The organism is Agromyces sp. NPDC055520 (assembly GCF_053619715.1).
Map to the genome: position 1 here is coordinate 154,049 of NZ_JBSHJY010000002.1, position 21,703 is coordinate 175,751.

The window sequence follows — 21,703 nt, forward strand, 5'->3', positions numbered from 1 at the left end:
TATGTTGTCTCGCAAGCCAATTTGTCGAACTTCAGACCACGGCTCATTGCATCAGTCCTCAAAGGAGAGAATCACATGGCACTCACGCGCATCCCCCGCGGTCGCTTCGCGCTCGGCGTCGGCGGCTCGTTCCTCGCGATCGCACTGCTCGCCGGCTGCACGAGCGGCGGAACAGACGAGAGCGTCGTCGACAAGGGCACGACGACCGAGGAGAACGCGGCCGGCGGCGACACCGTCGTCATCGGCTGGTCCGGTCCCGCCGCCGACCACGGCTGGCTCGGCGCGATCAACTCCGGCGCCCTCGCCGCCGCAGAGAGCTTCCCCGACGTCGACCTGCGGGTCGCCGAGGGCACCAACGACGTCAACGCGCAGATCGCCGCCGTCGAGACGTTCATCAACGACGGCGTCGACGCGATCGTCCTGCTGCCGAGCGACGGCGCCGCGCTGACCGAGGTGTCGATCAAGGCGATGGAGGCCGGCATCCCCGTCATCAACGTCGACCGCGAGTTCTCGAGCCCGTTCGCCGCCCGCACGACCATTCTCGGCGACAACTACGGCATGGGCGTGAGCGCCGGAACCTACATCTGCGAGCAGCTCGCCGACACCCCCGACGCGATCGTCGCCGAGATCGCCGGCATCGACTCGCTGCCGCTGACGCAGGACCGCTCCGAAGGATTCGCCGACGCGCTCGACGACTGCGGCCTCGAGGTGTCGGCTCGCGTCGCAGCCGACTTCACCGTGCAGGGCGGCGAAGCCGCGACCTCGCAGCTGCTCTCGGCCAACCCGAAGATCGACGCCATCTGGAACCACGACGACGACCAGGGCATCGGCGTGCTCGCGGCGATCAACGCCGCCGATCGCGACGAGTTCTTCATGGTCGGCGGTGCCGGCTCCAAGAACGCGATGGAGGCCATCGAGGCCGACGACTCGGTGCTGAAGGCGACGATCATCTACCCGTCGACGCAGGCCGCCGACGGCATCGCCTTCGCTCGCCTCATCGCGCAGGGCAAGACCGTCTCCGACCTCATCACGCCGAGCGTTCCCACCCGCGTCGTGCTCGACGCGCCGGTCGTCACGAAGGAGAACGTCGAGGACTACATCGACCTCTCGTTCAAGTCCTGACGCACACTGCGGTCGGGGGCATCCGCCGAGGAGCGGATGCCCCCGACCATTCACACATCGAGGAGGGCAACTGTGTCATCAGAGCTCCGCGTGGCCATGATCGGCCACGGATTCATGGGGGCGGCGCATTCGCAAGGCTGGCGGGTCGCGCCCCGATTCTTCGACCTCCCGGCGCAACCGGCGATGCAGGTGCTCGTCGGCCGCGACGCCGCGAGGGTCGGGGATGCCGCGTCGAAATGGGGTTGGGCCGAGTCCGCCACCGATTGGCGCGAGGTCATCGCCCGTGATGACATCGACGTCGTCGACATCGTCACCCAGGGCGACTCGCACGCGGAGATCGCGATCGCCGCACTCGAGGCGGGCAAGCACGTGCTGTGCGAGAAACCCCTCGCCAACACCGTGGAGGAAGCCGAGGCCATGACCGCTGCGGCCGAACGCGCCGCGGCCGCGGGTGTGCAGTCGATGGTCGGGTTCACGTATCGACGCGTGCCCGCCACCGCGCTCGCGCGTCGGCTCGTGACGAGCGGTCGCATCGGCACGGTGCGCCAGGTGCGCGCCGCCTACCTGCAGGACTGGCTCATCGATGCCGAGGCGCCCCTCACCTGGCGTCTGCAGAAAGACCGGGCGGGCTCCGGTTCGCTCGGCGACATCGGCGCGCACGCGGTCGACCTCGCCGAGTACATCACGGGCCTCCGGTTGACGTCGGTCTCCGGCATCCTCGAGACGGTCGTCGACGAGCGGCCGCTCCTCGGCACGGGGGTCGGCCTCAGTGGAACCGCCTCCGACGAGCGCGGCCAGGTGACCGTCGACGACGTCGCGCTCTTCACCGGGCGATTCGAAGCGCCCGACGGCGGACGCGGTGCACTCGCGACCTTCGAGGCGACCCGGTTCGCGACGGGCAGGAAGAACGCGCTCAGGGTCGAGGTGTCGGGTTCGCTCGGCGCCGTCGCGTTCGACTTCGAGCGACTGAACGAACTCGACTTCCACGACGCCACCCTGCCCGAGCTCGAGCAGGGATTCCGAACCATCCTGGTCACCGAGCACGACCACCCGTACGTCGCGCCGTGGTGGCCACCGGGCCACATGCTCGGCTACGAGCACGGGTTCTCCAACCAGGTGCACGACTTCGTGAACGCCGTCGCAGCCGGGGTGCCGCCGCGGCCCTCGTTCGCAGACGGTCTGCACCTGCAGCGCGTGCTGAGGGCGGTCGAGCGGAGCTCAGCATCCGGCTCCGCCTGGCAGCCGGTGGACTGACCGCTTCTCCGGAACACACAGCCGGGCTCTCGATACACACAGAAGGAAGGCAATGCAATGACGCGTCCGATCACCTTGTTCACCGGCCAGTGGGCCGACCTGCCCCTCGAGGAGGTCGCGCGACTCGCTTCAGGATGGGGCTACGACGGCCTCGAGATCGCCTGCTGGGGCGACCACCTCGACCCGTGGCGCTGGGACGACGACGAGTACGTGAGCGGCAAGCTGGCGCTCCTCGCCGAGTACGACCTCGAGGTCTACGCGATCTCGAACCACCTCAAGGGCCAGGCGGTGTGCGACGATCCGATCGACCAGCGGCACCGCGACATCCTCTCGGATCGGGTGTGGGGCGACGGCGATCCCGAAGGCGTACGCGGGCGCGCCGCCGAAGAGATGCAGAACACGGCCAGGCTGGCCGCCAAGCTCGGCGTCAAGACCGTCATCGGGTTCACCGGGTCGTCGATCTGGAAGTACGTCGCGATGTTCCCGCCAGTCTCGCAGGAGCTCGTCGACGCCGGCTACCGGGACTTCGCGGATCGCTGGAACCCGATCCTCGACGTCTTCGACGAGGTCGGCGTGCGATTCGCGCACGAGGTGCACCCCTCGGAGATCGCCTACGACTACTGGACGACGGTGCGCACCCTCGAGGCGATCGGACATCGCGAGGCATTCGGCCTGAACTGGGACCCGAGCCACTTCATCTGGCAGCAGCTGAACCCGGTGGACTTCATCCTCGACTTCAAGGACCGGATCTACCACGTCGACTGCAAGGACGTGAAGCTCAATCTCGGCAACGGCAGGAACGGGCGCCTCGGCTCCCACCTCGCCTGGTCGGACCTACGCCGCGGCTGGGACTTCGTCTCGACCGGTCGGGGCGACGTGCCGTGGGAGGCCGCGTTCCGCGCGCTCAACCAGATCGGCTACGACGGTCCGATCTCGGTCGAGTGGGAGGACGCCGGCATGGACCGACTGCTCGGTGCGCCCGAGGCGCTCGAGTTCGTGCGCCGCAACGCGTTCGCCGCCCCCACTGCGGCGTTCGACGCAGCGTTCTCGAATCGCTGACCGTGTTCCCGGGGCGGCTCGCGGTGGGGGCTGCGGGCCGCCCCGAGCATGCGCAGCATGACGGGGCCCGTGCTTCGAGTGCGGGGCGGAACACGTGCGTGCGCTGACGGGTGAGGGGGTCGGGTCGACCCTCGACGACGTTCGGCGGCGCAATCTCGCGCAGGTGCTGAGGCTCGTGCACCACCGGGGGCCCGTGTCCCGATCCGAGATCACGAAGGCGACGGGGCTGAACCGCTCGACGGTCGGAGCACTCGTCGCCGACCTCGACGATCGCGGACTGGTGGTGGAGACCCACGCGGTGCCGACCAAGCGCATCGGTCGGCCGAGTCCGATGGTGAACGCCTCGCCGACGACGGTGGCGATCGCGGTCAACCCCGAGATCGATGCCACCGAGGTCGCGGTCGTGACGCTCGGCGGGCGGGTGCTCCGGCGGGTGCGGCACAAGCACGAGCGGATTCCGACCCCCGGTGAGTTCGTCAACACGGTGACGGCGATCATCGCCGGGATGCGCCCCGAACTCGACGCGGGTTTCCGCACCCTCGGCATCGGGGTCGCGGTACCCGGCCTCGTGCGCGGCGACGACTCGGTCGTGGTGCTCGCACCGCACCTGGGCTGGCGGGATGCCGAGGTCGCGCGGCTCCTCTCCGAAGCGACGGGGTTCCCGGTGTCCGCCGCGAACGACGCGAACGTCGGCGTCGGCGCGGAAGCCGCGTTCGGCGCGGGCCGAGACCTCGACTCGATCGTCTACTTGAACGGCGGTGCGAGCGGCATCGGCGGGGCGATCGCGGTGGGCGGCACTCTGCTGGGCGGCCATGCCGGGCATTCGGGCGAGTTCGGGCACACCCTCGTGGAATCGCAGGGCACGCCCTGTCACTGCGGCGCGGTCGGATGCCTCGAGACCGAGGTCCGCCGCGACCGGCTCCTCGACAGCGTGGGGCTCGACTCGTCTCGCGTGGGCGAGCTCACCGGTGCCCTGATCGCCGCGTGGGGGAGCCGGGGAAGCCCGGGCGGCGCAGAGCTCCGCCGGCAGCTCGACTACTTCGGCGTCGCGCTCCGCGGCATCGTGAACGGCCTGAATCCGCACTGCGTCGTGCTCGGGGGCTTTCTCGGCACGATCTGGAAGGTCGTCGGCGAGGCGGAGATCAAGCGATCGATCGGCGAGACCCTTCCCGGCGGGCTCGAAGACCTGACCCTGCGTCACGCCGCGCTCGGCGACGAGATCCTCTTGGTGGGTGCCGCCGAACTCGTGTTCCGCCCCGTCATCGAAGACCCCACGCTGGTCCCCGTCGTCGCTGCCGAGAGCCCCTGACCACTTGGCGCCTTGCGTCAGGAACCGCATCGGAGTTCGCCCGAAACGCCCGGATGTGTCCATCGAGCGACCGCTCACTCGTCATCTCTTCGAATCCCGCATGTCGCGGGCCGACAGGAGGAGATGGAATGGCAACGATCACCGCGTTCGAGAGCGTCACGCTCGACGGCGTCATGCAGGGACCCGGGCGAGCCGACGAAGACACCCGCGGCGGGTTCACCCAGGGCGGCTGGGGCGACGGCTACCAAGACGAGGTGTCGATGAAGTACGCCGGCGTCGGCATGGGCGCCGGCCTCGGCCTGCTGTTCGGCCACCGCACCTACGACGACGTGCTCGGCCACTGGACGTCGATTGGGCCGAACCCGTTCGTCGACGTGCTGGTCGGCGCCGACAAGTTCGTCGTGTCACGTTCGGCCGACACCGAGCTCGCGCATCCGAACAGCGAACTCCTCGCGGGCGACGCCGTGGAGACCGTGGCGTCGCTGAAGCAGCGCTCCGAGCGCGATCTCATGGTCATGGGCAGCGGCGAACTCGTGCGCTCGCTGCACGCCGCCGGGCTCGTCGACCGGTATGCACTGCAGATCCACCCCATCGTGCTCGGGCACGGCACCAAGCTCTTCGGCGACCTCTTCGCTGATCACGCAGACCGGGTCGATCTGAGGTTGGAGCGGAGCATCCAGACGACCACCGGGGTGATCATCGCCGAGTACGCCGTCGTTCGCTGACGACGCCCGCCCATCGGCGACCGCCGTCGGCGTAGACAGCGCCGACGCAGAGAGGAAGGATGAGGACATGCGCTACATGCTGCTGCTGCACTACCCGGAGGGCGATGAGCAGAGTCTCGGTGCCGAGGCGCTCGAGGCCGGGCGCGTCGCCTTCGCCACGTACGCCGCGACCCTTGAAGCGGCGGGCGTGCTGATCGCCGCCGAGGTGCTGCGCCAGTCGGAGAGCACGACGACGCTCACGCTCGTCGACGGCGAGCCGCGCATCCAAGACGGCCCGTTCACCGACACGAAAGAACAGCTCGGCGGCGTGTTCGTCATCGACGTCGCCGATCTCGACGCCGCCATCGACTGGGCGCAGCGGGCGCCCGCTGCGCAGTGGGGACCCGTCGAGATCCGGCCGGTCGCGACGTATACCGTCGGCGGCATCTGGGTCGCGTGAGCGCAGACGCCCGGTCGACTGCAGGCGCCCGGGCGGCTGCCGCACATGCCGCGCGCGTCGCGTTCGGCCGTCTCGTCGCGCTGCTGGCGTCGGGCAACGGCGACATCGCGTCGGCTGAGGACGCGGTGGCGTCGGCCTTCGAACAGGCACTGATCTCATGGCCGGATGCCGGTGTGCCCGACAATCCCGAAGGGTGGCTGTTGACCGTGGCCCGCAACCGACAGCGCGACGTGTGGAAGTCGGCGGCGCACCGCACCGGCGTCGAGGCGGGCACGGAGGCGGGCGAGGTCGGGCGAGCCGGCGCGATCGGGCAACTCGGGCCGCTCGGGCCGCTCGACGACGTCGACGTCGACGCGATCGGCGACCGTCGCCTCGAGCTCATGTTCGCGTGCGCGCATCCGGCGATCGACCCCGCCGTTCGCACCCCGCTCATGCTGCAGACGGTGCTCGGGTTCGGCGCCGCCGAGATCGCCGCGGCGTACGGCGCAACGCCCGCAGCCTTCGCGAAGCGGCTCGTGCGGGCCAAGCGGCGCATCCGCGATGCCGGAATCCCGTTCGCGATTCCCGACCGCGCGAGCCTGCCCGGGCGACGAAACGCCGTGCTCGAGGCGGTCTACGGCTGTTACGCCATCGCGTGGCACGACGCCGACGGCCGAACGCACCGCGCCCCCGACTCGATGGCCGGCGAGGCGCTGTACCTGGCCGAGACGCTCGCGACCCTGCTCGAGTCGGATGCCGAGGCATGGTCGCTGGCCGCAGTCATCTCGCTCTCGCTGTCGCGGGCCGGAGCGCGAGCAGCCGCGTTCGTACCGCTCGACGAGCAGGACCCGGGGAGCTGGGACCCGGAGCTGATCGAAGCGGGCGAGGCCCACCTGCGTCGCGCCGAGCGGCTCGCCGAGCAGTTCGCCGAGCCGCTCGGGCGGTTCCGCCTCGAGGCGGCGATGCAGGCGGTGCACGCCGCGCGCCTGCGCACCGGCGTCGTCGACTGGGCGGCACTCGAAGTGCTCGCCGGTGCCCTCGTCGTGGTGGCCCCGACGGCCGGCGCGCAGATCGCGCTCGCCGCCGTCACGGGCCGCAACCGCGGACCCGACGCCGGTCTCGCGCTGCTCGACGGGATGCCGGCGGAGAGCGAACGACTCGCCGCCTTCCACGCCACCCGCGCAGACCTGCTCGCCCGCGCCGGGCGGGAGGCCGCGGCATCCGCTGCCTATTCGCGCGCGGCCGCCCTCGAAAGCGACCCTGCAGCGTCGGCCCACCTGCTCGAGCGAGCCGGCGCGGTCGGCACCGCCTGATCGTCGCCAGGTGCCGCGTCAAAGCCGCTGCAGCCCGCTGCCGATGATGACCACGCCGACCATCAGCATGATGATCGAGGTGACCACGTGGCTGTTCCGGTCGAGCCACTCCTTCATCGACACGAGCTTGGGCTGCATGCCCTTGGCGTCGACGAGCGTCGCGATGACGGGAACGGCGACGGTCGATGCGCCGATGACGACGTAGACGATGATCACGATCGCGGCTTCCGAGAGCGAGAGCCCGGCGCCGCGCACCGCGAGGCCGGCCGCGATCGCGAGCAGCAGCTCCTTCGGGCGGATGTTCAGGGCCACGCCCAGGCCGAAGGCGCTCCACGGGCCGATCGAGGTCACCTTGCCGAGCCAGGCGGGCATGCCGGCGTCGATCGGGTTCTTGCGGGCGCGCCGCCACGAGACGATCGCGATGACGATGAGCGTCGCGCCGATCAGTATCTCGCCGATGCCGACGGCCACGTCGGGCTGGCGTGACGAGCGCGGCGTCGGCACCGCTTGCGCCGAGATCGTGCACACGAAGACGAGCAGCGCCATGCCGATGACCCAGCCGATGAGGAAGGGGGCGGCCGACGACGCGGCCTTCGGCGAGAGCAGGATCATGATCGTCGTCATGATGGGTACCGAGCTGAGCGCGACCGCCAGGGCGATCGGAAGGATGAGCCCTATCGCCTGCAGCATTCCCGTTGCACCCCCTGCCTGAGCCGTGCGCCGATGTGCACACGATATCGGAGCGATGGCACCTGAGCATGCAATCGAGCGGATGCCGCGGGGCCGCCGTGTCGGCGATCCGCCGCGTGCTCGCCCGCCGACCCGACGAGCCGGCTCAGGCGGCGAATGCGTACGCGTCGAGGGTGACTCCCGCGGCCGCGAACTCCGCCGAGGTGGGCCGGGCATGGTCGTGATCGCGCGGGCAACCGCAACGCACCGGCATCCGACCCCCGTCGTACGTCACGAACTCGACGTGCGCGATCGCGCCCTGCTGAGTGCGGTCTTTCTGCTTGCGCCTGCCCCACATGATCGGCCCCCTTCACTGAAGAGACGCAGGGCGAGGCGATTCATGACGCCGGTTCGGTCGTGCTTCCAGACAGCGCGCCCTCCGCCGCCGCGCCCGACCGCCGGGCCACCGCCCGCAAGCGCAGGGCGAACGCCCCGCCGAGCATGAGGAACCCGGCTGCCGCGAGCAGCGCCCAGCGCGAGGCATCCGTCATGCCGGTCGCCAACGCGTCGGCGACCGCGGGGCCTGCCGTACCGAGCTTGCCGTCGGTGCCCTCGGCCCGCACTTGCGGGATCGTGCTGCCGGCGGACTCCTCGGTGGCCGAGACGATCTGCTCGGCCGCGGCCGACGGCACGCCCGACACGGTGTCGACCTGGGCCGGCAGCGCGACCGCGAGGCCCGCGGCGAGCACGGCACCGATGATGGCCGTGCCGAGCGCCGAACCGACCTGGCGGCCAGTGCTCTGGGTCGCCGAACCCTGGCCCGACTCCTCGGGCGGGATGTCGGCGAGCACGGTGCCCGTGAGCTGCGCCGAGGCGAGGCCCAGCCCGAGGCCGTAGAGGGCGAGCACCGCGGCGAGCAGCCACGGAGACATGTCGGTCGACAGCAGCACGGCCGCGAGCACGGCGCCGACGACCTCGAGCGCGAGGCCGATCACGACGACGGTGGGGGCACCGAAGCGCTCGGCGAAGCGCCGGGCCAGCGCCCCCGAGACGAACGCGCCGAGACCCATGGCCGCGAGCACGAAGCCGGCGGTGAGCGTCGAGAGTCCGAGCGCGTTGACCGTGTAGAGCGGCAGCACGAACAGGATGCCGAACTCGCCGATCGCGACGCACATCGCGACGAGGTTGCCCCACGTGAAGGTGGGCACCGAGAACAGGCGCACATCGAGGATCGCCGAGCGGCCGTTGCGGGCGCGGTGGCGCTCCCAGACGAAGAAGAGCACGAGGGCGATGAGGCCGATCGCGATCGCCACCGGCACGGGCGAGATGGGCCACGAGGTCGGCCAGGTCAGGCCGAAGAGCTCGAACTGCGCCTTCGGCGCCCACCAGCCGAGCGTGCCGCCCTCGATGAGGCCGAACACGAGGGCGCCGAAGCCGATCGCCGAGAGCAGCAGGCCGTCGATGTCGAGACCCTTCGCGGTGATCACGGCGCGCGTCTCGGGCACGGTGAGGAAGGTCATGACGAGGATGATCGCGCCGAACGGCAGGTTGACGAGGAAGATCCACTCCCAGCCGAACGAGTCGGTGAGCCAGCCGCCGAGCAGCGGGCCGAGCGCGGCGACACCCGAGATCGCGGCGCCCCACACGCCGAAGGCGATCGCGCGATCGCGCCCGCGGAACGTGGCGTTGACCGTCGACAGGGTCGTCGGCAGGATGAACGCACCGCCGATGCCCTGCACGAAGCGCGCGAGGATCAGCGAGGTGCCGCTCGTCGCGAGGGCGGCGAGCAGGCTGCCCGCCAGGAAGATCACGATGCCGGCGACCATCGCGCGGCGGCGGCCGAGTCGGTCGCCGAGTCGCCCGGCGGTCAGCAGCAGGGCGGCGAAGATCACCGAGTAGATGCCGTTGACCCACTGCGCCTCGCTGAAGTCGAGCTTCAGATCGGTGATGATCGTCGGCAGCGCGATGCCCACGATCGTGCCGTCGAGCACGATCATCGAGAGCGCGGCGGCGAGGACGCCGAGCCCGACCCATCGCCGGGCGCCGGTCGGTCGGACCGTGGCGGCGGGTTCGCTCATCTCGTCGTCCTTCCGTCGAGTGTCGTCCGATTCCACCGTATGCCCGGCGAATCGGGACGCGCATGCATCGTTCGGTTGAGGCGCTTCGGGCTGTCGAAACTGCATTCTCACAGCTGCACGGACTACTCTGAAGCGTGACTGCTGACGACGCTCCGGTCGAGGTGGAGGCTCCAGAAGAGCCCGCCGCGACGACATTCTCCGACCTCGGACTCGATGGCGCTGTCCTGAAGGCCCTCTCCGACGTCGGCTACGAGACCCCCTCCGCCATTCAGGCCGCGACGATTCCGTCGCTCCTCGCCGGGCGCGACGTGGTGGGCCTCGCCCAGACCGGCACCGGCAAGACGGCCGCGTTCGCGCTGCCGATCCTCGCCCGCCTCGACCTCTCCCAGAAGACTCCCCAGGCCCTCGTGCTCGCCCCGACCCGTGAGCTCGCGCTGCAGGTCTGCGAAGCGTTCGAGAAGTACGCATCGCACCTCAAGGGCGTGCACATCCTGCCCGTCTACGGCGGTCAGGGCTACGGTGTGCAGCTCTCGGCGCTGCGCCGCGGCGTGCACATCGTCGTCGGCACCCCCGGTCGCATCATGGACCACCTCGAGAAGGGCACCCTCGACCTCTCGGAGCTCAAGTACCTCGTGCTCGACGAAGCCGACGAGATGCTGAAGATGGGCTTCGCCGAAGACGTCGAGACGATCCTCGCCGACACGCCCGACACCAAGCAGGTCGCCCTGTTCTCGGCGACCATGCCCGCGGCGATCCGTCGCATGTCGAAGCAGTACCTGCACGACCCCGAAGAGATCACCGTCAAGACCAAGACGCAGACCTCGGCGAACATCAGCCAGCGCTATCTCATCGTCTCGTACCAGCAGAAGGTCGACGCCCTCACCCGAATCCTCGAGGTCGAGAACTTCGAGGGCATGATCGTCTTCGTGCGCACGAAGAGCGTCACCGAGGAGATCGCCGAGAAGCTGCGTGCCCGCGGCTACTCGGCCGCGGCCATCAACGGCGACATCGCCCAGGTGCAGCGCGAGCGCACCGTCAACCAGTTGAAGTCGGGCAAGCTCGACATCCTGGTGGCAACGGATGTCGCGGCACGCGGCCTCGACGTCGAACGCATCAGCCACGTGGTGAACTTCGACATCCCGACCGACAGCGAGCCCTATGTGCACCGCATCGGCCGCACGGGCCGCGCCGGCCGCACGGGCGACGCGATCAGCTTCGTCACGCCGCGCGAGCGGAGCCTCCTCGCCCGCATCGAGAAGGCCACGCGCCAGCCGATCGTGCAGATGCAGTTGCCGAGCGTCGACGACGTCAACGTCACACGTCTCGCTCGCTTCGACGACCGCATCACCGCGGCGCTCGACCAGAACGAGCGCATCGACGGGTTCCGCGACATCATCGCCCACTACGTGCGCAACCACGACGTGCCAGAGGCAGACGTCGCGGCCGCGCTCGCCGTCGTGGCGCAGGGCGAGTCCCCGCTGCTGCTCGAACCAGAGCCCGAGCGGCCGAAGCGCGCCGACCGCGAGTGGACGGATCGCCCGCCGCGCGGCGACCGGCCCGAGCGCGGCGATCGTCGAGGCGCGAGCTACGACCGTGACCGCGGCGATCGCGGCGGCTTCGACCGTGACCGCGGCGACCGCCCCGAGCGGCGCCAGCGCCCGAGCAGCGGACCGATGGCGACCTACCGCATCGCGGTCGGCAAGCGCCACAAGGTCGAGCCGCGACAGATCGTCGGCGCGCTCGCGAACGAGGGGGGCCTCAGCCGCGAAGACTTCGGCGCCATCCAGATCCGGCCCGAGTTCTCGCTCGTCGAGCTGCCCGCGAACCTGCCGCAAGAGACACTCGAGCGACTCGATGGCACTCGCATCTCGGGCCGGCTCATCGAGCTGCGACCCGATCGCGGCCCGTCGCGTCGCCCGAACGACCGCGAGCACGGCGACGACGGCGGCAAGCCGTTCCGAAAGCCGCGCCACAAGAGCTGAGCGAACGGATGCCGCGGCTCACGCCTCGGGCACGAGGCATCCGTCTGCGTGCCGCCGTGGCCGCAGCCGTCTGCCTGCTCGGCGGTCTCGGACTGCAGCTCGTGCCGCGCACCGTGGTGATCGACCTGCTCGGCAGCGTGCTCTACGTCGGCCTGGTCGCGTTCGCGCTGCGCGCGGCGTGGCCGCGCCTCGGGCCCGTGCGGAGTTCGGCGATCGCGTTCGCGGCCGCGACGGCGATCGAGCTCTTGCAGCTCACCGGGCTGCCGCAGCGCGTCGTCGAGGCGGTTCCGCTGACGAGACTCGTGCTCGGCAGCTCGTTCGACGCGATCGACCTCGTCGCGTACGCGGCCGGGGCGCTGCTCGCATTCGTCGTGCAACTCGGGCTGACCGCTCGGCGTGCCGACCGTGTCAGAGCCACTTCTTGAACTTGAACACGCCGTAGAGCGCGACGCCGAACACCACCATCGCACCGAGCGCCATGGGATAGCCGAACGCCCACTGCAGCTCGGGCATGACATCGAAGTTCATGCCGTAGACCGTGCCGATGAGGGTCGGCGCGAAGATGATCGCCGCCCACGACGAGATCTTCTTGATCTCGTCGTTCTGCTTCAGGCTCGTGTCGGTCTGACGGCGCGCGACGAGTGCCGAATGCACCGTGAGGGCGTTGTCGAGGATGGCGCGGAACGAGCCGACCCGCTCATCGATGCGGATGGCATGGTCGAGCACGTCGCGGAGCGAGCGCTGCAGCTCGACGTCGACGCGGTACTTCTCGGACCCGCGGCGCAGCCACTCGAGCATCGCCGCGAGCGGCTGCACGGCCCGCTGGAAGTTGATGACCTCGCGCGAGAGCTCGTAGATGCGCCGCGAGAGCGCGTCGTCGTCGCTGTCGCCGAACAGCTGGTCCTCGATCTCGTCGATGTCGTTCTCGAGCCCGGCGACGACCGGTTCGTACTCGTCGACGACCTCGTCGAGGATCGCGTAGAGCACGGCCTCCGGTCCCATGGCGAGCAGCTCGGGACTCGACTCCATACGCCGGCGCACGGCGGCGAGGTCGGGCGATTCGGCGTGACGGATGGTGACGACGAAGTCGGGGCCGACGAAGAGGTGCAGCTCGCCGAACTCGACGGTCTCCGATTCATCGCGGTATCGCGCCGGACGCAGCACGGCGAAGAGCGTGTCACCGTAGCGTTCGAGCTTCGACCGCTGGTGGCCGGTCAGCGCGTCTTCGACGGCGAGCGGGTGCAGGTCGAACTCGCGCGCGACCGAGGCGACTTCGCGCGGACTCGGCCGGTAGAGCCCGATCCAGGCGAGGCCGTCGTGGTCGTCCATGAGGCGGTAGGTGTCGTCGAGGTTTGTGGGCGTCTCGACGCGACGTCCGTCGACGTAGACGCCGTTGTCGACCAGAGGTGACATGAGCGGTCCGTTCTCGCAGGGCGCGCGGCAGTGCGCCGGTTCGGCAGAGTGAGCGGATGTCGCCGCCAACCGGGTGCGGATCGGAACGCGTTCGTGCGAGGGCGAGCAGAACTCAGCGCATGCGGGAACGGGAATGCGACGCAGCAGGGGTGGCGGCGTCGGTACTATGATCGGCCATCGCCCTCACCGCCTCTCGCAAAAGGGCCGTGCGGCCCAGCCGCCGAGTCTAGCCCACGCAGCCGAGTCGACTCGATCGAGCGGGCGACTGCGCAGGTTGGGTACCCTCATCAGGGGGTCATGCACTCGAACGCGACGAGAGGCGGGTGAGCATGCCGGAGGGCGAAGAACTCGGCGACACGCGCCCCCGCCCGAGCGGCCGACGGGCGGCGCCGGCCTCACGCGCCGGTGCGCTGCTCGCACCGGCGCTGCCGCTGGTGGCTGCCGCCGTCGCGTGGCTCACGCGTCATCGCATCGGAGCCCTGGTCGCCGTCACCGGTCTCGCCGTCGTGGGCATGCTGGTCGGGGCGGTCGCGCTCATGCAATCGAGCGGCGGTGGCGCACCCGAGAACGAGGCGTTCACCACGATCGACGACCCGCGACCATCGTCGACAACGCCCTCGACCCCGAGCCCGTTCGGACCGGTGCTGCCGACTTCGGCACCGCCGACGGCGCTGCCCGAACCGTCGCCCGAGCCTGACGAGATCGTCGAGCCGCCGGCCGACGACGCGCCGGTCGAGCCGACGGCGACGCCCGAGCCCACCGACGACCACCCCGGGCAGGGCCGCGGGCCGAAGAAGCCCAAGGGGCCCGGCCCGACGGAGTAGCCGCGGGCCTCATCTGAGGCGGTCGAGCGCCGAGACGACGCTCACTCCCGCCGCACGCACCGGGCGGGGCAGGGGCAGCCGTGCCGCCACGGCCCGCACCCGGCCGAACCGACCCGTGCGCCGCACCTCCCGCCGCACCGCGGCGCGGCGCAGTTCGCGGGCCCAGACGCGGGTCACGCGCTGCTCGTCGAACGTGCTCGCCGTGCGCACGGCGGCCCGCCTCATGCGGGCGACGCGGCGCCGCGACATCCGCTGCAGTCGAACGATCGCGTCGGCGAGGCCCTCGACGTCGCCGGGCGGCACGAGAAAGCCGTTGCGTCCGTCGCGGATGAGGTCGGCGGGGCCGTAGGGGATGTCGTAGGCGATCGGCAGGCAGCCGGCGGCCATGGCCTCGACGAGCACGAGCGGGAAGCCCTCGGAGTGCGAGGTGAGCAGCAGGAACGAGGCGCCCGGCAGGTGCCGACGCGCCTCGGGGTCGAAGCCGTGCAGCTCGATCGCTCCGGGATCGTGGATGCGTTTCGCGAGTGCCGCGCGGCTCTCGCCGTCGCCGTAGACGTCGAGGTGCACGGCGATGCCCGGGCGGGCGTTCGCCGCCTGCACGGCCGCGATCGCGTGCGAGACGCGCTTGCGCCGGGTGAGCGCGGCGAGCACGATGCCGCGGCCGTGCTCGCGCGGCGCGGGCTCGTGCGGCACGGGCCGGCGCGGCGCGGGCGTGCCCGACCCCGCCTGCTGCGGCACGGGCCTGGGGTTCGGAATCACGACGAGGTGGTCGTTCCGGCCGACGATGCGCTCGAGATCGTCGCGCTGCCGCCGTGACAGCACCGCCACGAGGTCGAAGTCCTCGAGCCGCTCGAGCGCCTCGCGTCGCGACCGCCGGATCGGCTCGTCTTCGGCGCGCCCCGGTCGGTGCGAGGCGTGCACGACGTGCGCCGTGATGACGTGCGCCCGCCGATAGGTGAGCATGAACGGCGCCATCGTCTTGCTGTCGACGATCACGAAGCTCGGTGTCGCGGCCGTCAGCGCGTCGAGCCAGGCCCGGTACAGGGTCCAGATGCGGCGCCACGATCGCACGGGCCGGCCATCGCCGTCGCACAGCACGACGCGGCGCCCGCCGATCACGCCGCGCTCGCGCACGTCGTGCCGGTCGCTGAGCAGCAGGCTGCCGTCGTCCCGATAGTGGTCGGTCTGCAGGGCGTTGCCGTCGGCGTCGAGCCGCGACCGGCTCATCACGACGTCGCCGCGCAGCCGCGTCACGTCGGCCTCGTCGGGCGCGAGCGGTGTGAACGTGCCCGCTTCGATTCGCAGCGAACCGCCGGGCAGTGGATGCCTCCGCAGCCAGTCGTAGAGGTTCGTGATGCGCACCCCGGGCGCGAGCACCCCGCGTTCGCGCAGCTCGCGTTCGATGCCCGGGGTGTCGGGCCGCGCGTCGAAGGTCAGCACCTCGACGTCGACGCCCGCGACGCGGTGGAACGCGGCGGAACGCCGCAGCATGGCATCGGTCATGCCGCCGAAGGCGTCGGGGATCGACCAGGTGACGGCGAAGTGCCGGCCCTCGGGCAGGCGCACCCGAGACGCCCGGGGCTCGGATGACGCTCGCCCGACAGACATGCTTCGAGCGTAGGCGCGCGCGGCTGGAGATCTCGTGGACGCACGAGCCGGGTCGCCGGGGTCGCGTGTGCTGTGCCGATGGTCGGTGCCGAGGCGAAGCCGGCTCAGCCGGTGACGCCCTCCAGGAACTCGAGGGTCTCGACGAGCGCCGCCTGCGCCTCGTCGGAGTCGAGCTTGAACTGGTACTCGTGCGGCAGCGCCGGCTCGTGGTCGGCGGGCCAGAACAGCGAGGTCACGTCGACCCCGACCTCGTTCAGCCGGTCGTTCATGGGCAGCGACTGGATCCAGGTGAGGGCGTCGCCGTTGCCGCCCGAGATGTACGTGGCCGGAAAATCGGCGGTCACGAAGTCGATCGTCGACATCGTCGTGCCCGACGAGCGCTGCGACCAGTCCTGCTCGCCGGTGTACGCCCAGAGTGCGATCTTGAGCCCCCACGACCCGATGCCGGTCAGCTCCGACATCGCCTGGAGGTCGTAGACACCGCAGTTCAGCACGACGCCCACGAGCTGATCGGCGTCGAGCGCCGGGTCGACGCCGAGCAGCTCGGCGTAGTCGGGGTTGGTCGTCAGCGCCGCGAGCTGGCTCGCGAGCTGTGCGCCGGCGGAGTCGCCGGCGAGCACGACGCGATCGGGGTCGATGCGCAGCTCGTCGGCGTTCGCATCGAGGGTCGCGAGCGCGTCGTTCAGCTGGTGCACGGCGAGCGGATACCTGCCCTCGGGGCCGAGCGTGTAGTTCACGCCCACGGTCGTGTACCCCTCGGCCGCGAGGATGCGGAGGTAGGGTTCGACATCGATGGAGTTGCCCGAGATCCAGGCTCCACCATGCACCCAGACGATCGTGGGCAGGGGGTCGGTGCCGCCCGCAGGCGAGAAGACGTCGAACGACATGCCGTCGGCGGCCGCCTCCGCGGCTCCAGCGGCCCCCGCGGCCCCGACGGCTCCGGGCGACCCGCCGTCGACCGGCACCCCGAGCTGCTCGGTGAGCGGCGCGTCGCCGACGTGCCGCTGCATCTCGGTGACCGTGGCGGCGGCGCCCTGCTCGAAGACGGCTCGGATGGTCAGCGCCGAGGGCCACGAGGTGAGGGTGAGCACCCACGTGATCAGCAGCCCGCCGACGGCGATATAGGTGACCGTGCCGATGAATCGCCGCTGTCCGCGGGTCAGCCAGACCTCATTGCCCCACCACGGCATGTCGCGGGTGCGCTTCGTTCGCTTCGTCGACACGGTGCCCCTTCTTGCTCGTTCTCGACATCCTGTCGGAGAAACGGTGCGGCACTCGCCCGACGCACCGGCGAGCTCTTCGTCGGGCTTCGCCGCGTCGGCTTCGGCACAGGCCGCATTCATGTGCCGTTCAGACAGGCATGGTCGGCTAGTCTGCATGCCAGACGCCCGAGGTTGCGCGTCTTCACCGATCGAATGGGATGAATCGTGACGAGCCGTACGGCCGAGTACCCCCGGCCGCACCACTTCCTCCTCCACATCAGCGACACGCACGTGCTCGCCGGCGGCCGCATGCTCTACGACCGCGTTGCGAGCGAGCGGCACCTGCAGACCCTGTTCGATGAGTTCGAGGCATCCGGTGGCCGCCCTGAGGCGATCGTCTTCACCGGCGACCTCGCCGACAAGGGCGAGCCCGACGCCTACGATCGCATCCGCCGCATCGTCGACCCCGCCGCCGAGCGTCTCGGTGCCCAGGTGATCTGGGTCATGGGCAACCACGACGAGCGGTCGGCGTTCCGCCGCGGTCTGCTCGGCGAGGCGGCAGGCGGCGTGAGCAGCACTCGACCCGTCGACCGGGTCGACGACGTCAACGGGCTGCGCGTCATCACCCTCGACTCCACCGTGCCCGGTCAGCACCACGGCGAGATCGCGCCCGAACAGCTCGACTGGCTCGCCGAAGAGCTCTCGATGCCGGCGCCGCACGGCACGATCCTCGCCATGCACCACCCGCCCGTGCCGAGCGTGCTCGACCTCGCGGTCGCCGTCGAGCTGCGAGACCAGGGCGGTCTCGCCGAGGTGGTCGAGGGCAGCGACATCCGCTCGATCATCGCCGGCCATCTGCACTACTCGTCGACCGCGACCTTCGCGGGCGTGCCGGTCTCGGTGGCCTCGGCCAGTTGCTACACGCAAGACCTCAACGTGCCCGTCGGCGGCACGCGCGGCCGCGACGGCGCGCGCGCCTTCAACCTCGTGCACGTCTACCCGACGACGGTGCTGCACTCGGTCGTGCCGCTCGGCGCCCACGCCTCGCTGGAATGGATCGACGCCGACGAGAGCGCACGGCGCCTCGCAGAGGCCGGCATCGGGCGAGCGGATGCCGCGGCCCCGCCGGTGCCGAAGGAGCCGCCGTTCACCATGCCGATTCCGGTGTTCGCGGGCTGAGGCCGCCCGGCCGGGCATGGCGGCTCGCCCTGTGGCGAACCCTTTCGCCCGGCGGCACCCGAGTGTCATACTCAGACCACTTCTCCCGACCGCTGCGACCCTGCGCGTGCGCGAGGCGAGCAGACGACCTGGGGAGGTGGCGTATGAGCACGGAGCTCGCGGCGATCATCGGAGTGGTGCTGATCCTCGCCGACTGGGCGATCCGCATCGCGGCGCTCATCATCGTGCCGCGCGAACGCAAGCCCACCGCGGCGATGGCGTGGCTGCTCGCGATCTTCCTGATCCCGTTCGTCGGCATCGTGTTCTTCCTGCTGATCGGCAGTTCGAAGCTGCCGAAGAAGCGGCGCGAGAGGCAGCTCGAGATCAACCGCATGATCGCCGATCGGGCCGAGAACGTCGAGCTCGTGCCCGACCGGGCGTCGTGGCCCGACTGGTTCGCATCGCTCACGAGGCAGAACCGGCTGCTCGGCGCCCTGCCGGCGATGGGCGGCAACACGGCGACGCTCATCGGCGACTACACGGGGTCGATCGATGCCATGGCCGCCGAGATCGACCGGGCCGCCCGGTTCGTGCACGTCGAGTTCTTCATCGTCTCGTTCGACGAGACCACGAAGGGGTTCTTCGCCGCGATGGAGCGGGCCGTGCAGCGGGGCGTCGTCGTCCGCGTGCTCCTCGACCACATCGCCTCGGGCAAGGCCGCCGGAGCCAAGGAGACCTACGCGGAGCTCGACCGCATCGGCGCGAAGTGGAGCTTCATGCTGCCAGTGCGCCCGTTGAAGGGCCAGTACCAGCGCCCCGACCTGCGCAACCACCGCAAGCTCGTCGTCGTCGACGGGCTCGTCGGATTCATGGGGTCGCAGAACCTCATCGACCGCAGCTACAACTCGAAGAAGAACCTCAAGCGCGGCCTGCAGTGGCAGGAGCTCGTGACGAGGGTCACCGGCCCGATCGTCACGGGTGTCAACACCGTGTTCCTCTCCGACTGGTACCTCGAGACCGACGAGCTGCTCACCGAGGAGGAGAACGTGCCCGCCGTCGCGGTGCCCGCCGACCACTCGCCCGACGCGCTCGTGTGCCAGGTCGTGCCGAGCGGCCCCGGCTACCCCGCCGAGAACAACCTGCGGCTCTTCCTCGCGCTCATCAACTCGGCGCAGCAGCGGGCCATCATCACGAGCCCGTACTTCGTGCCCGACGAGGCGATGCTCTACGCGATCACCTCGGCGTGCTACCGCGGACTCGACGTGCAGCTCTTCGTGTCGGAGATCGGCGACCAGGGTTCGGTCTGGCACGCGCAGCGGTCGTACTACCGGGACCTGCTCGAGGCGGGCGTGAAGATCTGGCTCTACCCGGCCCCGTACATCCTGCACGCGAAGCACCTCTCGATCGACGACGACGTCGCCGTCATTGGGTCGAGCAACATGGACATCCGCTCGTTCAGCCTGAACTCCGAGATGATGCTGCTCGTGCGCGGTCGTTCGTTCGTCGAGCAGATGCGGGCCGTCGAGCAGGGCTATCGCGACGCCGGCCGGCAGCTCACGCTCGAGGAGTGGAACCGCGAGCCCGGGTCGGCGACGTTCCTCGACGGGGTCGCCCGGCTCACCTCGGCGCTGCAGTAGCAACGATCGGTGGTCGAGGAGCGACCGACGGAGGAGGGAGCGTATCGAGACCCGGTGCGCGATCTCGATACGCTCGCGGGCGCTCGCTACTCGATCACCGGGCGGGGGTCTTCTCCCACGGCGCAGGGAACGGGAAGTAGCGCTCGAGGAAGTCGATGACGGCGGCGGTGCGCTCCTCGTCGGAGATCTCGGGGAAGCTGCCGTCGTTCAGGCAGAACATGTCGTGATCGCGGTGCTTCAGCAGCTCTTCCATCGCGGGCAGCGCCTGGCGCAGCGTCGTCTCGATGTACTTGACGCGGGCGTCGGTCTGGGCGACGGCATGGCCGGCGAGGAGGCCGTAGTAGTGGTACAGCGAGTTCGTCACCGAGATGTCGGTCGCCGAGCGGAAGCGGCTCGCGGCCGTGCGGCCGAAGTCCTCGGGGAACGCGGCCTCGAGCTCGGCCATGACGCTCGTGCGGAACGGAGCCGCGCAATGCTCGAGGTGTCGCGTCGTGACCTTGCCGAAGCGCTCGCGCAGGAGGGCTCGATTGACGCGGGCCGCGTTCTCGAACCCGCTGCGGCCGGGGTGCGCCCGACCGAGTCCGATGCGGGTGCCGGCCTCGACGAATTTCGTGATGCCGCCGGGCGAGAAGAACAGCGAGGGGCTGAGCGCCCGGCCGAAGAACATGTCGTCGTTCGAGTAGAGGAAGTACTCGGCGAGGCCCTCGATGTGGTGCAGCTGGCTCTCGACGGCGTGCGAATTGTGCGTCGGCAGCACGGAGGTGTCGGCGAACATCTCTTCACTGCGCACGAGCGTGACCTTGGGGTGCTTGGCGAGCCAAGCCGGTGCGGGCGAGTCGGTCGCGATGAAGATGCGGCGCACCCACGGCGCGAAGAGGTGCACCGAGCGCAGGGCGTACTTCAACTCGTCGATCTGCCGGTAGCGGGCCGCGGAGTCGTCGCCCTCGCCGACGACGTGGTCGGCCATGCGCTTCGCGCGCTCGCGCACGAACTCGTCGCTCGACCCGTCGACCCATGAGAAGACCATGTCGATCTCGAAGTCGACGTCGCTCGCGAGCGGCTCCCACATGTGCTCGAGCGTCGGCCAGTCGCGGCCGTGCAGATGCACGACGTCTTCGGTCGTCTCGGAGCGCTGCAGGGTGCGGCGCATGAGCACGTTCTCGGCGGGCGCCTCGATCGTCTCGTCGCCGAATCGCCAGAACTCGAGCTGCACGCCCGTCTCGCTGCCGTAGCGAAGGCGCCCGATCGGTTCGATGCGCGGGCGGTAGACGCGGAGGAGGGTGGGCTTGCGCCCGGCCGAGAGCCGACCGTCGGCGAGCAGCACGGGGTGCGTGTCCGCGGCGCGCTTCGGCGCGAGCGTCGTCGCGTAGAACGGCTCGTCGGCGAACGCCGCAGCGAGCGCGCGGGCGACGGCCTTGCGCTCGGCCCGGTCGACGGCGATGATCGGGCGGTCGTCGTTGCCGCGTACGAGGAGGAACGGGATCTCGGCCTCGTCGAGCGCGGCGCCGAGCGCGAGCAAGTCTTCGACCATCGACTCGTGCGGGGTCATGTGACCGTTGCGCAGCGCGTACTGCCCCTTTCGCAGTACGAGATCGTCGCGATCGAAGCGCGGCGGCCGGCCGGCGGATGCCACGAGCACGAGTTCGGACGCATCGGAGAGCCGCATCGGCGGGGCGGGCGTCGTCTCCCTCTTCGCGAACGCGTGTCCGTCGTGCTGGCGGTCAGGGGTTCGATCGCGGTCGGGTCTCGTCACGAAGCGGTGGCCTCCAGGGGGTCGGGGTGCGCGAGTTGCGCTCGCTCTGATTGTACGCAGCGGCTTGGGTCGAATATGCAGGGGTGTCGCCGGTCGAGGGTGCGGCGGCCGCGATGCGGTCGCCGGCGCGAGGAGATCGGCGATTCCGAGGATGGATCGGAGCCGGAGCCTGTGAGTTT

At 70.3% G+C, this 21,703-nt stretch carries 19 protein-coding genes; 12 read left to right on the plus strand and 7 right to left on the minus strand.

Annotated elements, in window-relative coordinates:
• Positions 1-75: 75 nt before the first annotated feature.
• The 7 genes from ACWGST_RS02350 to ACWGST_RS02380 all read left to right on the plus strand — a co-directional run bounded on the left by ACWGST_RS02350 (position 76) and on the right by ACWGST_RS02380 (position 7,200).
• Positions 76-1,122, plus strand: a complete 1,047-nt coding sequence (locus tag ACWGST_RS02350; protein WP_452045020.1) for a substrate-binding domain-containing protein — start codon at positions 76-78, stop codon at positions 1,120-1,122.
• 96 nt (positions 1,123-1,218) lie between these two features.
• Positions 1,219-2,376: a Gfo/Idh/MocA family protein gene (locus ACWGST_RS02355; RefSeq protein ID WP_452045068.1), complete on the plus strand. Its 1,158-nt coding sequence runs from the start codon at positions 1,219-1,221 to the stop codon at positions 2,374-2,376.
• Between the two features lie 57 nt (positions 2,377-2,433).
• Positions 2,434-3,435, plus strand: coding sequence for a sugar phosphate isomerase/epimerase family protein (locus tag ACWGST_RS02360; RefSeq protein WP_452045021.1), 1,002 nt, complete (start codon positions 2,434-2,436; stop codon positions 3,433-3,435).
• Positions 3,436-3,529: 94 nt separating this feature from the next.
• The gene (locus tag ACWGST_RS02365) at positions 3,530-4,744 is read left to right on the plus strand and encodes an ROK family transcriptional regulator (protein WP_452045022.1); all 1,215 of its coding nucleotides are present in this window, start codon (positions 3,530-3,532) and stop codon (positions 4,742-4,744) included.
• Between the two features lie 128 nt (positions 4,745-4,872).
• Positions 4,873-5,469, plus strand: coding sequence for a dihydrofolate reductase family protein (locus ACWGST_RS02370; RefSeq protein ID WP_452045023.1), 597 nt, complete (start codon positions 4,873-4,875; stop codon positions 5,467-5,469).
• A 67-nt stretch (positions 5,470-5,536) separates the two neighbouring features.
• Positions 5,537-5,908, plus strand: a complete 372-nt coding sequence (locus tag ACWGST_RS02375) for a YciI family protein (RefSeq protein WP_452045024.1) — start codon at positions 5,537-5,539, stop codon at positions 5,906-5,908.
• The gene (locus ACWGST_RS02380) at positions 5,905-7,200 is read left to right on the plus strand and encodes an RNA polymerase sigma factor (protein WP_452045025.1); all 1,296 of its coding nucleotides are present in this window, start codon (positions 5,905-5,907) and stop codon (positions 7,198-7,200) included. Before ACWGST_RS02375 ends, ACWGST_RS02380 begins: the two co-directional genes overlap by 4 nt.
• Before the next feature lie 18 nt (positions 7,201-7,218).
• Here ACWGST_RS02380 and ACWGST_RS02385 read toward each other — a convergent pair whose 3' ends face one another.
• The 3 genes from ACWGST_RS02385 to ACWGST_RS02395 form a co-directional block, all read right to left on the minus strand.
• Positions 7,219-7,890, minus strand: coding sequence for a GAP family protein (locus tag ACWGST_RS02385; protein WP_452045026.1), 672 nt, complete (start codon positions 7,888-7,890; stop codon positions 7,219-7,221).
• A gap of 145 nt (positions 7,891-8,035) precedes the next feature.
• Positions 8,036-8,227, minus strand: coding sequence for a hypothetical protein (locus tag ACWGST_RS02390; RefSeq protein WP_452045027.1), 192 nt, complete (start codon positions 8,225-8,227; stop codon positions 8,036-8,038).
• 40 nt (positions 8,228-8,267) lie between these two features.
• Positions 8,268-9,947, minus strand: coding sequence for a DHA2 family efflux MFS transporter permease subunit (locus tag ACWGST_RS02395; RefSeq protein WP_452045028.1), 1,680 nt, complete (start codon positions 9,945-9,947; stop codon positions 8,268-8,270).
• Between the two features lie 134 nt (positions 9,948-10,081).
• Between ACWGST_RS02395 and ACWGST_RS02400 the strand changes: the two genes are divergently transcribed.
• On the plus strand, positions 10,082-11,929 hold the full coding sequence (locus tag ACWGST_RS02400; protein WP_452045029.1) for a DEAD/DEAH box helicase: 1,848 nt from the start codon (positions 10,082-10,084) through the stop codon (positions 11,927-11,929).
• 56 nt (positions 11,930-11,985) lie between these two features.
• Positions 11,986-12,354, plus strand: coding sequence for a ribosomal maturation YjgA family protein (locus ACWGST_RS02405; RefSeq protein ID WP_452045030.1), 369 nt, complete (start codon positions 11,986-11,988; stop codon positions 12,352-12,354).
• Here the strand turns inward: ACWGST_RS02405 and ACWGST_RS02410 are convergent.
• Positions 12,338-13,342 (minus strand): magnesium and cobalt transport protein CorA, encoded by a 1,005-nt coding sequence (locus ACWGST_RS02410; RefSeq protein WP_452045031.1) that lies wholly within the window; start codon positions 13,340-13,342, stop codon positions 12,338-12,340. The two genes, ACWGST_RS02405 and ACWGST_RS02410, sit on opposite strands and share 17 nt — an antisense overlap.
• Positions 13,343-13,671: 329 nt before the next feature.
• Between ACWGST_RS02410 and ACWGST_RS02415 the strand changes: the two genes are divergently transcribed.
• Positions 13,672-14,166 (plus strand): hypothetical protein, encoded by a 495-nt coding sequence (locus tag ACWGST_RS02415; RefSeq protein ID WP_452045032.1) that lies wholly within the window; start codon positions 13,672-13,674, stop codon positions 14,164-14,166.
• Between the two features lie 9 nt (positions 14,167-14,175).
• Here the strand turns inward: ACWGST_RS02415 and ACWGST_RS02420 are convergent, their stop codons facing one another.
• Entirely contained in the window at positions 14,176-15,774 is a 1,599-nt protein-coding gene (locus tag ACWGST_RS02420) for a glycosyltransferase (protein WP_452045033.1), read from the minus strand.
• 104 nt (positions 15,775-15,878) lie between these two features.
• The gene (locus ACWGST_RS02425; RefSeq protein ID WP_452045034.1) at positions 15,879-16,997 is read right to left on the minus strand and encodes an alpha/beta hydrolase; all 1,119 of its coding nucleotides are present in this window, start codon (positions 16,995-16,997) and stop codon (positions 15,879-15,881) included.
• Between the two features lie 204 nt (positions 16,998-17,201).
• Between ACWGST_RS02425 and ACWGST_RS02430 the strand changes: the two genes are divergently transcribed.
• Together ACWGST_RS02430 and ACWGST_RS02435 are read left to right on the plus strand one after the other, a co-directional pair.
• Complete coding sequence (locus ACWGST_RS02430) at positions 17,202-18,155, plus strand: phosphodiesterase (RefSeq protein WP_452045035.1); 954 nt, start codon at positions 17,202-17,204, stop codon at positions 18,153-18,155.
• A 143-nt stretch (positions 18,156-18,298) separates the two neighbouring features.
• The gene (locus ACWGST_RS02435) at positions 18,299-19,771 is read left to right on the plus strand and encodes a phospholipase D-like domain-containing protein (RefSeq protein ID WP_452045036.1); all 1,473 of its coding nucleotides are present in this window, start codon (positions 18,299-18,301) and stop codon (positions 19,769-19,771) included.
• A 94-nt stretch (positions 19,772-19,865) separates the two neighbouring features.
• Here ACWGST_RS02435 and ACWGST_RS02440 read toward each other — a convergent pair whose 3' ends face one another.
• Positions 19,866-21,524 carry a stealth family protein gene (locus ACWGST_RS02440; RefSeq protein WP_452045037.1) on the minus strand — a complete coding sequence of 553 codons (1,659 nt, stop codon included), beginning with the start codon at positions 21,522-21,524 and terminating at the stop codon, positions 19,866-19,868.
• Positions 21,525-21,703: the final 179 nt, after the last annotated feature.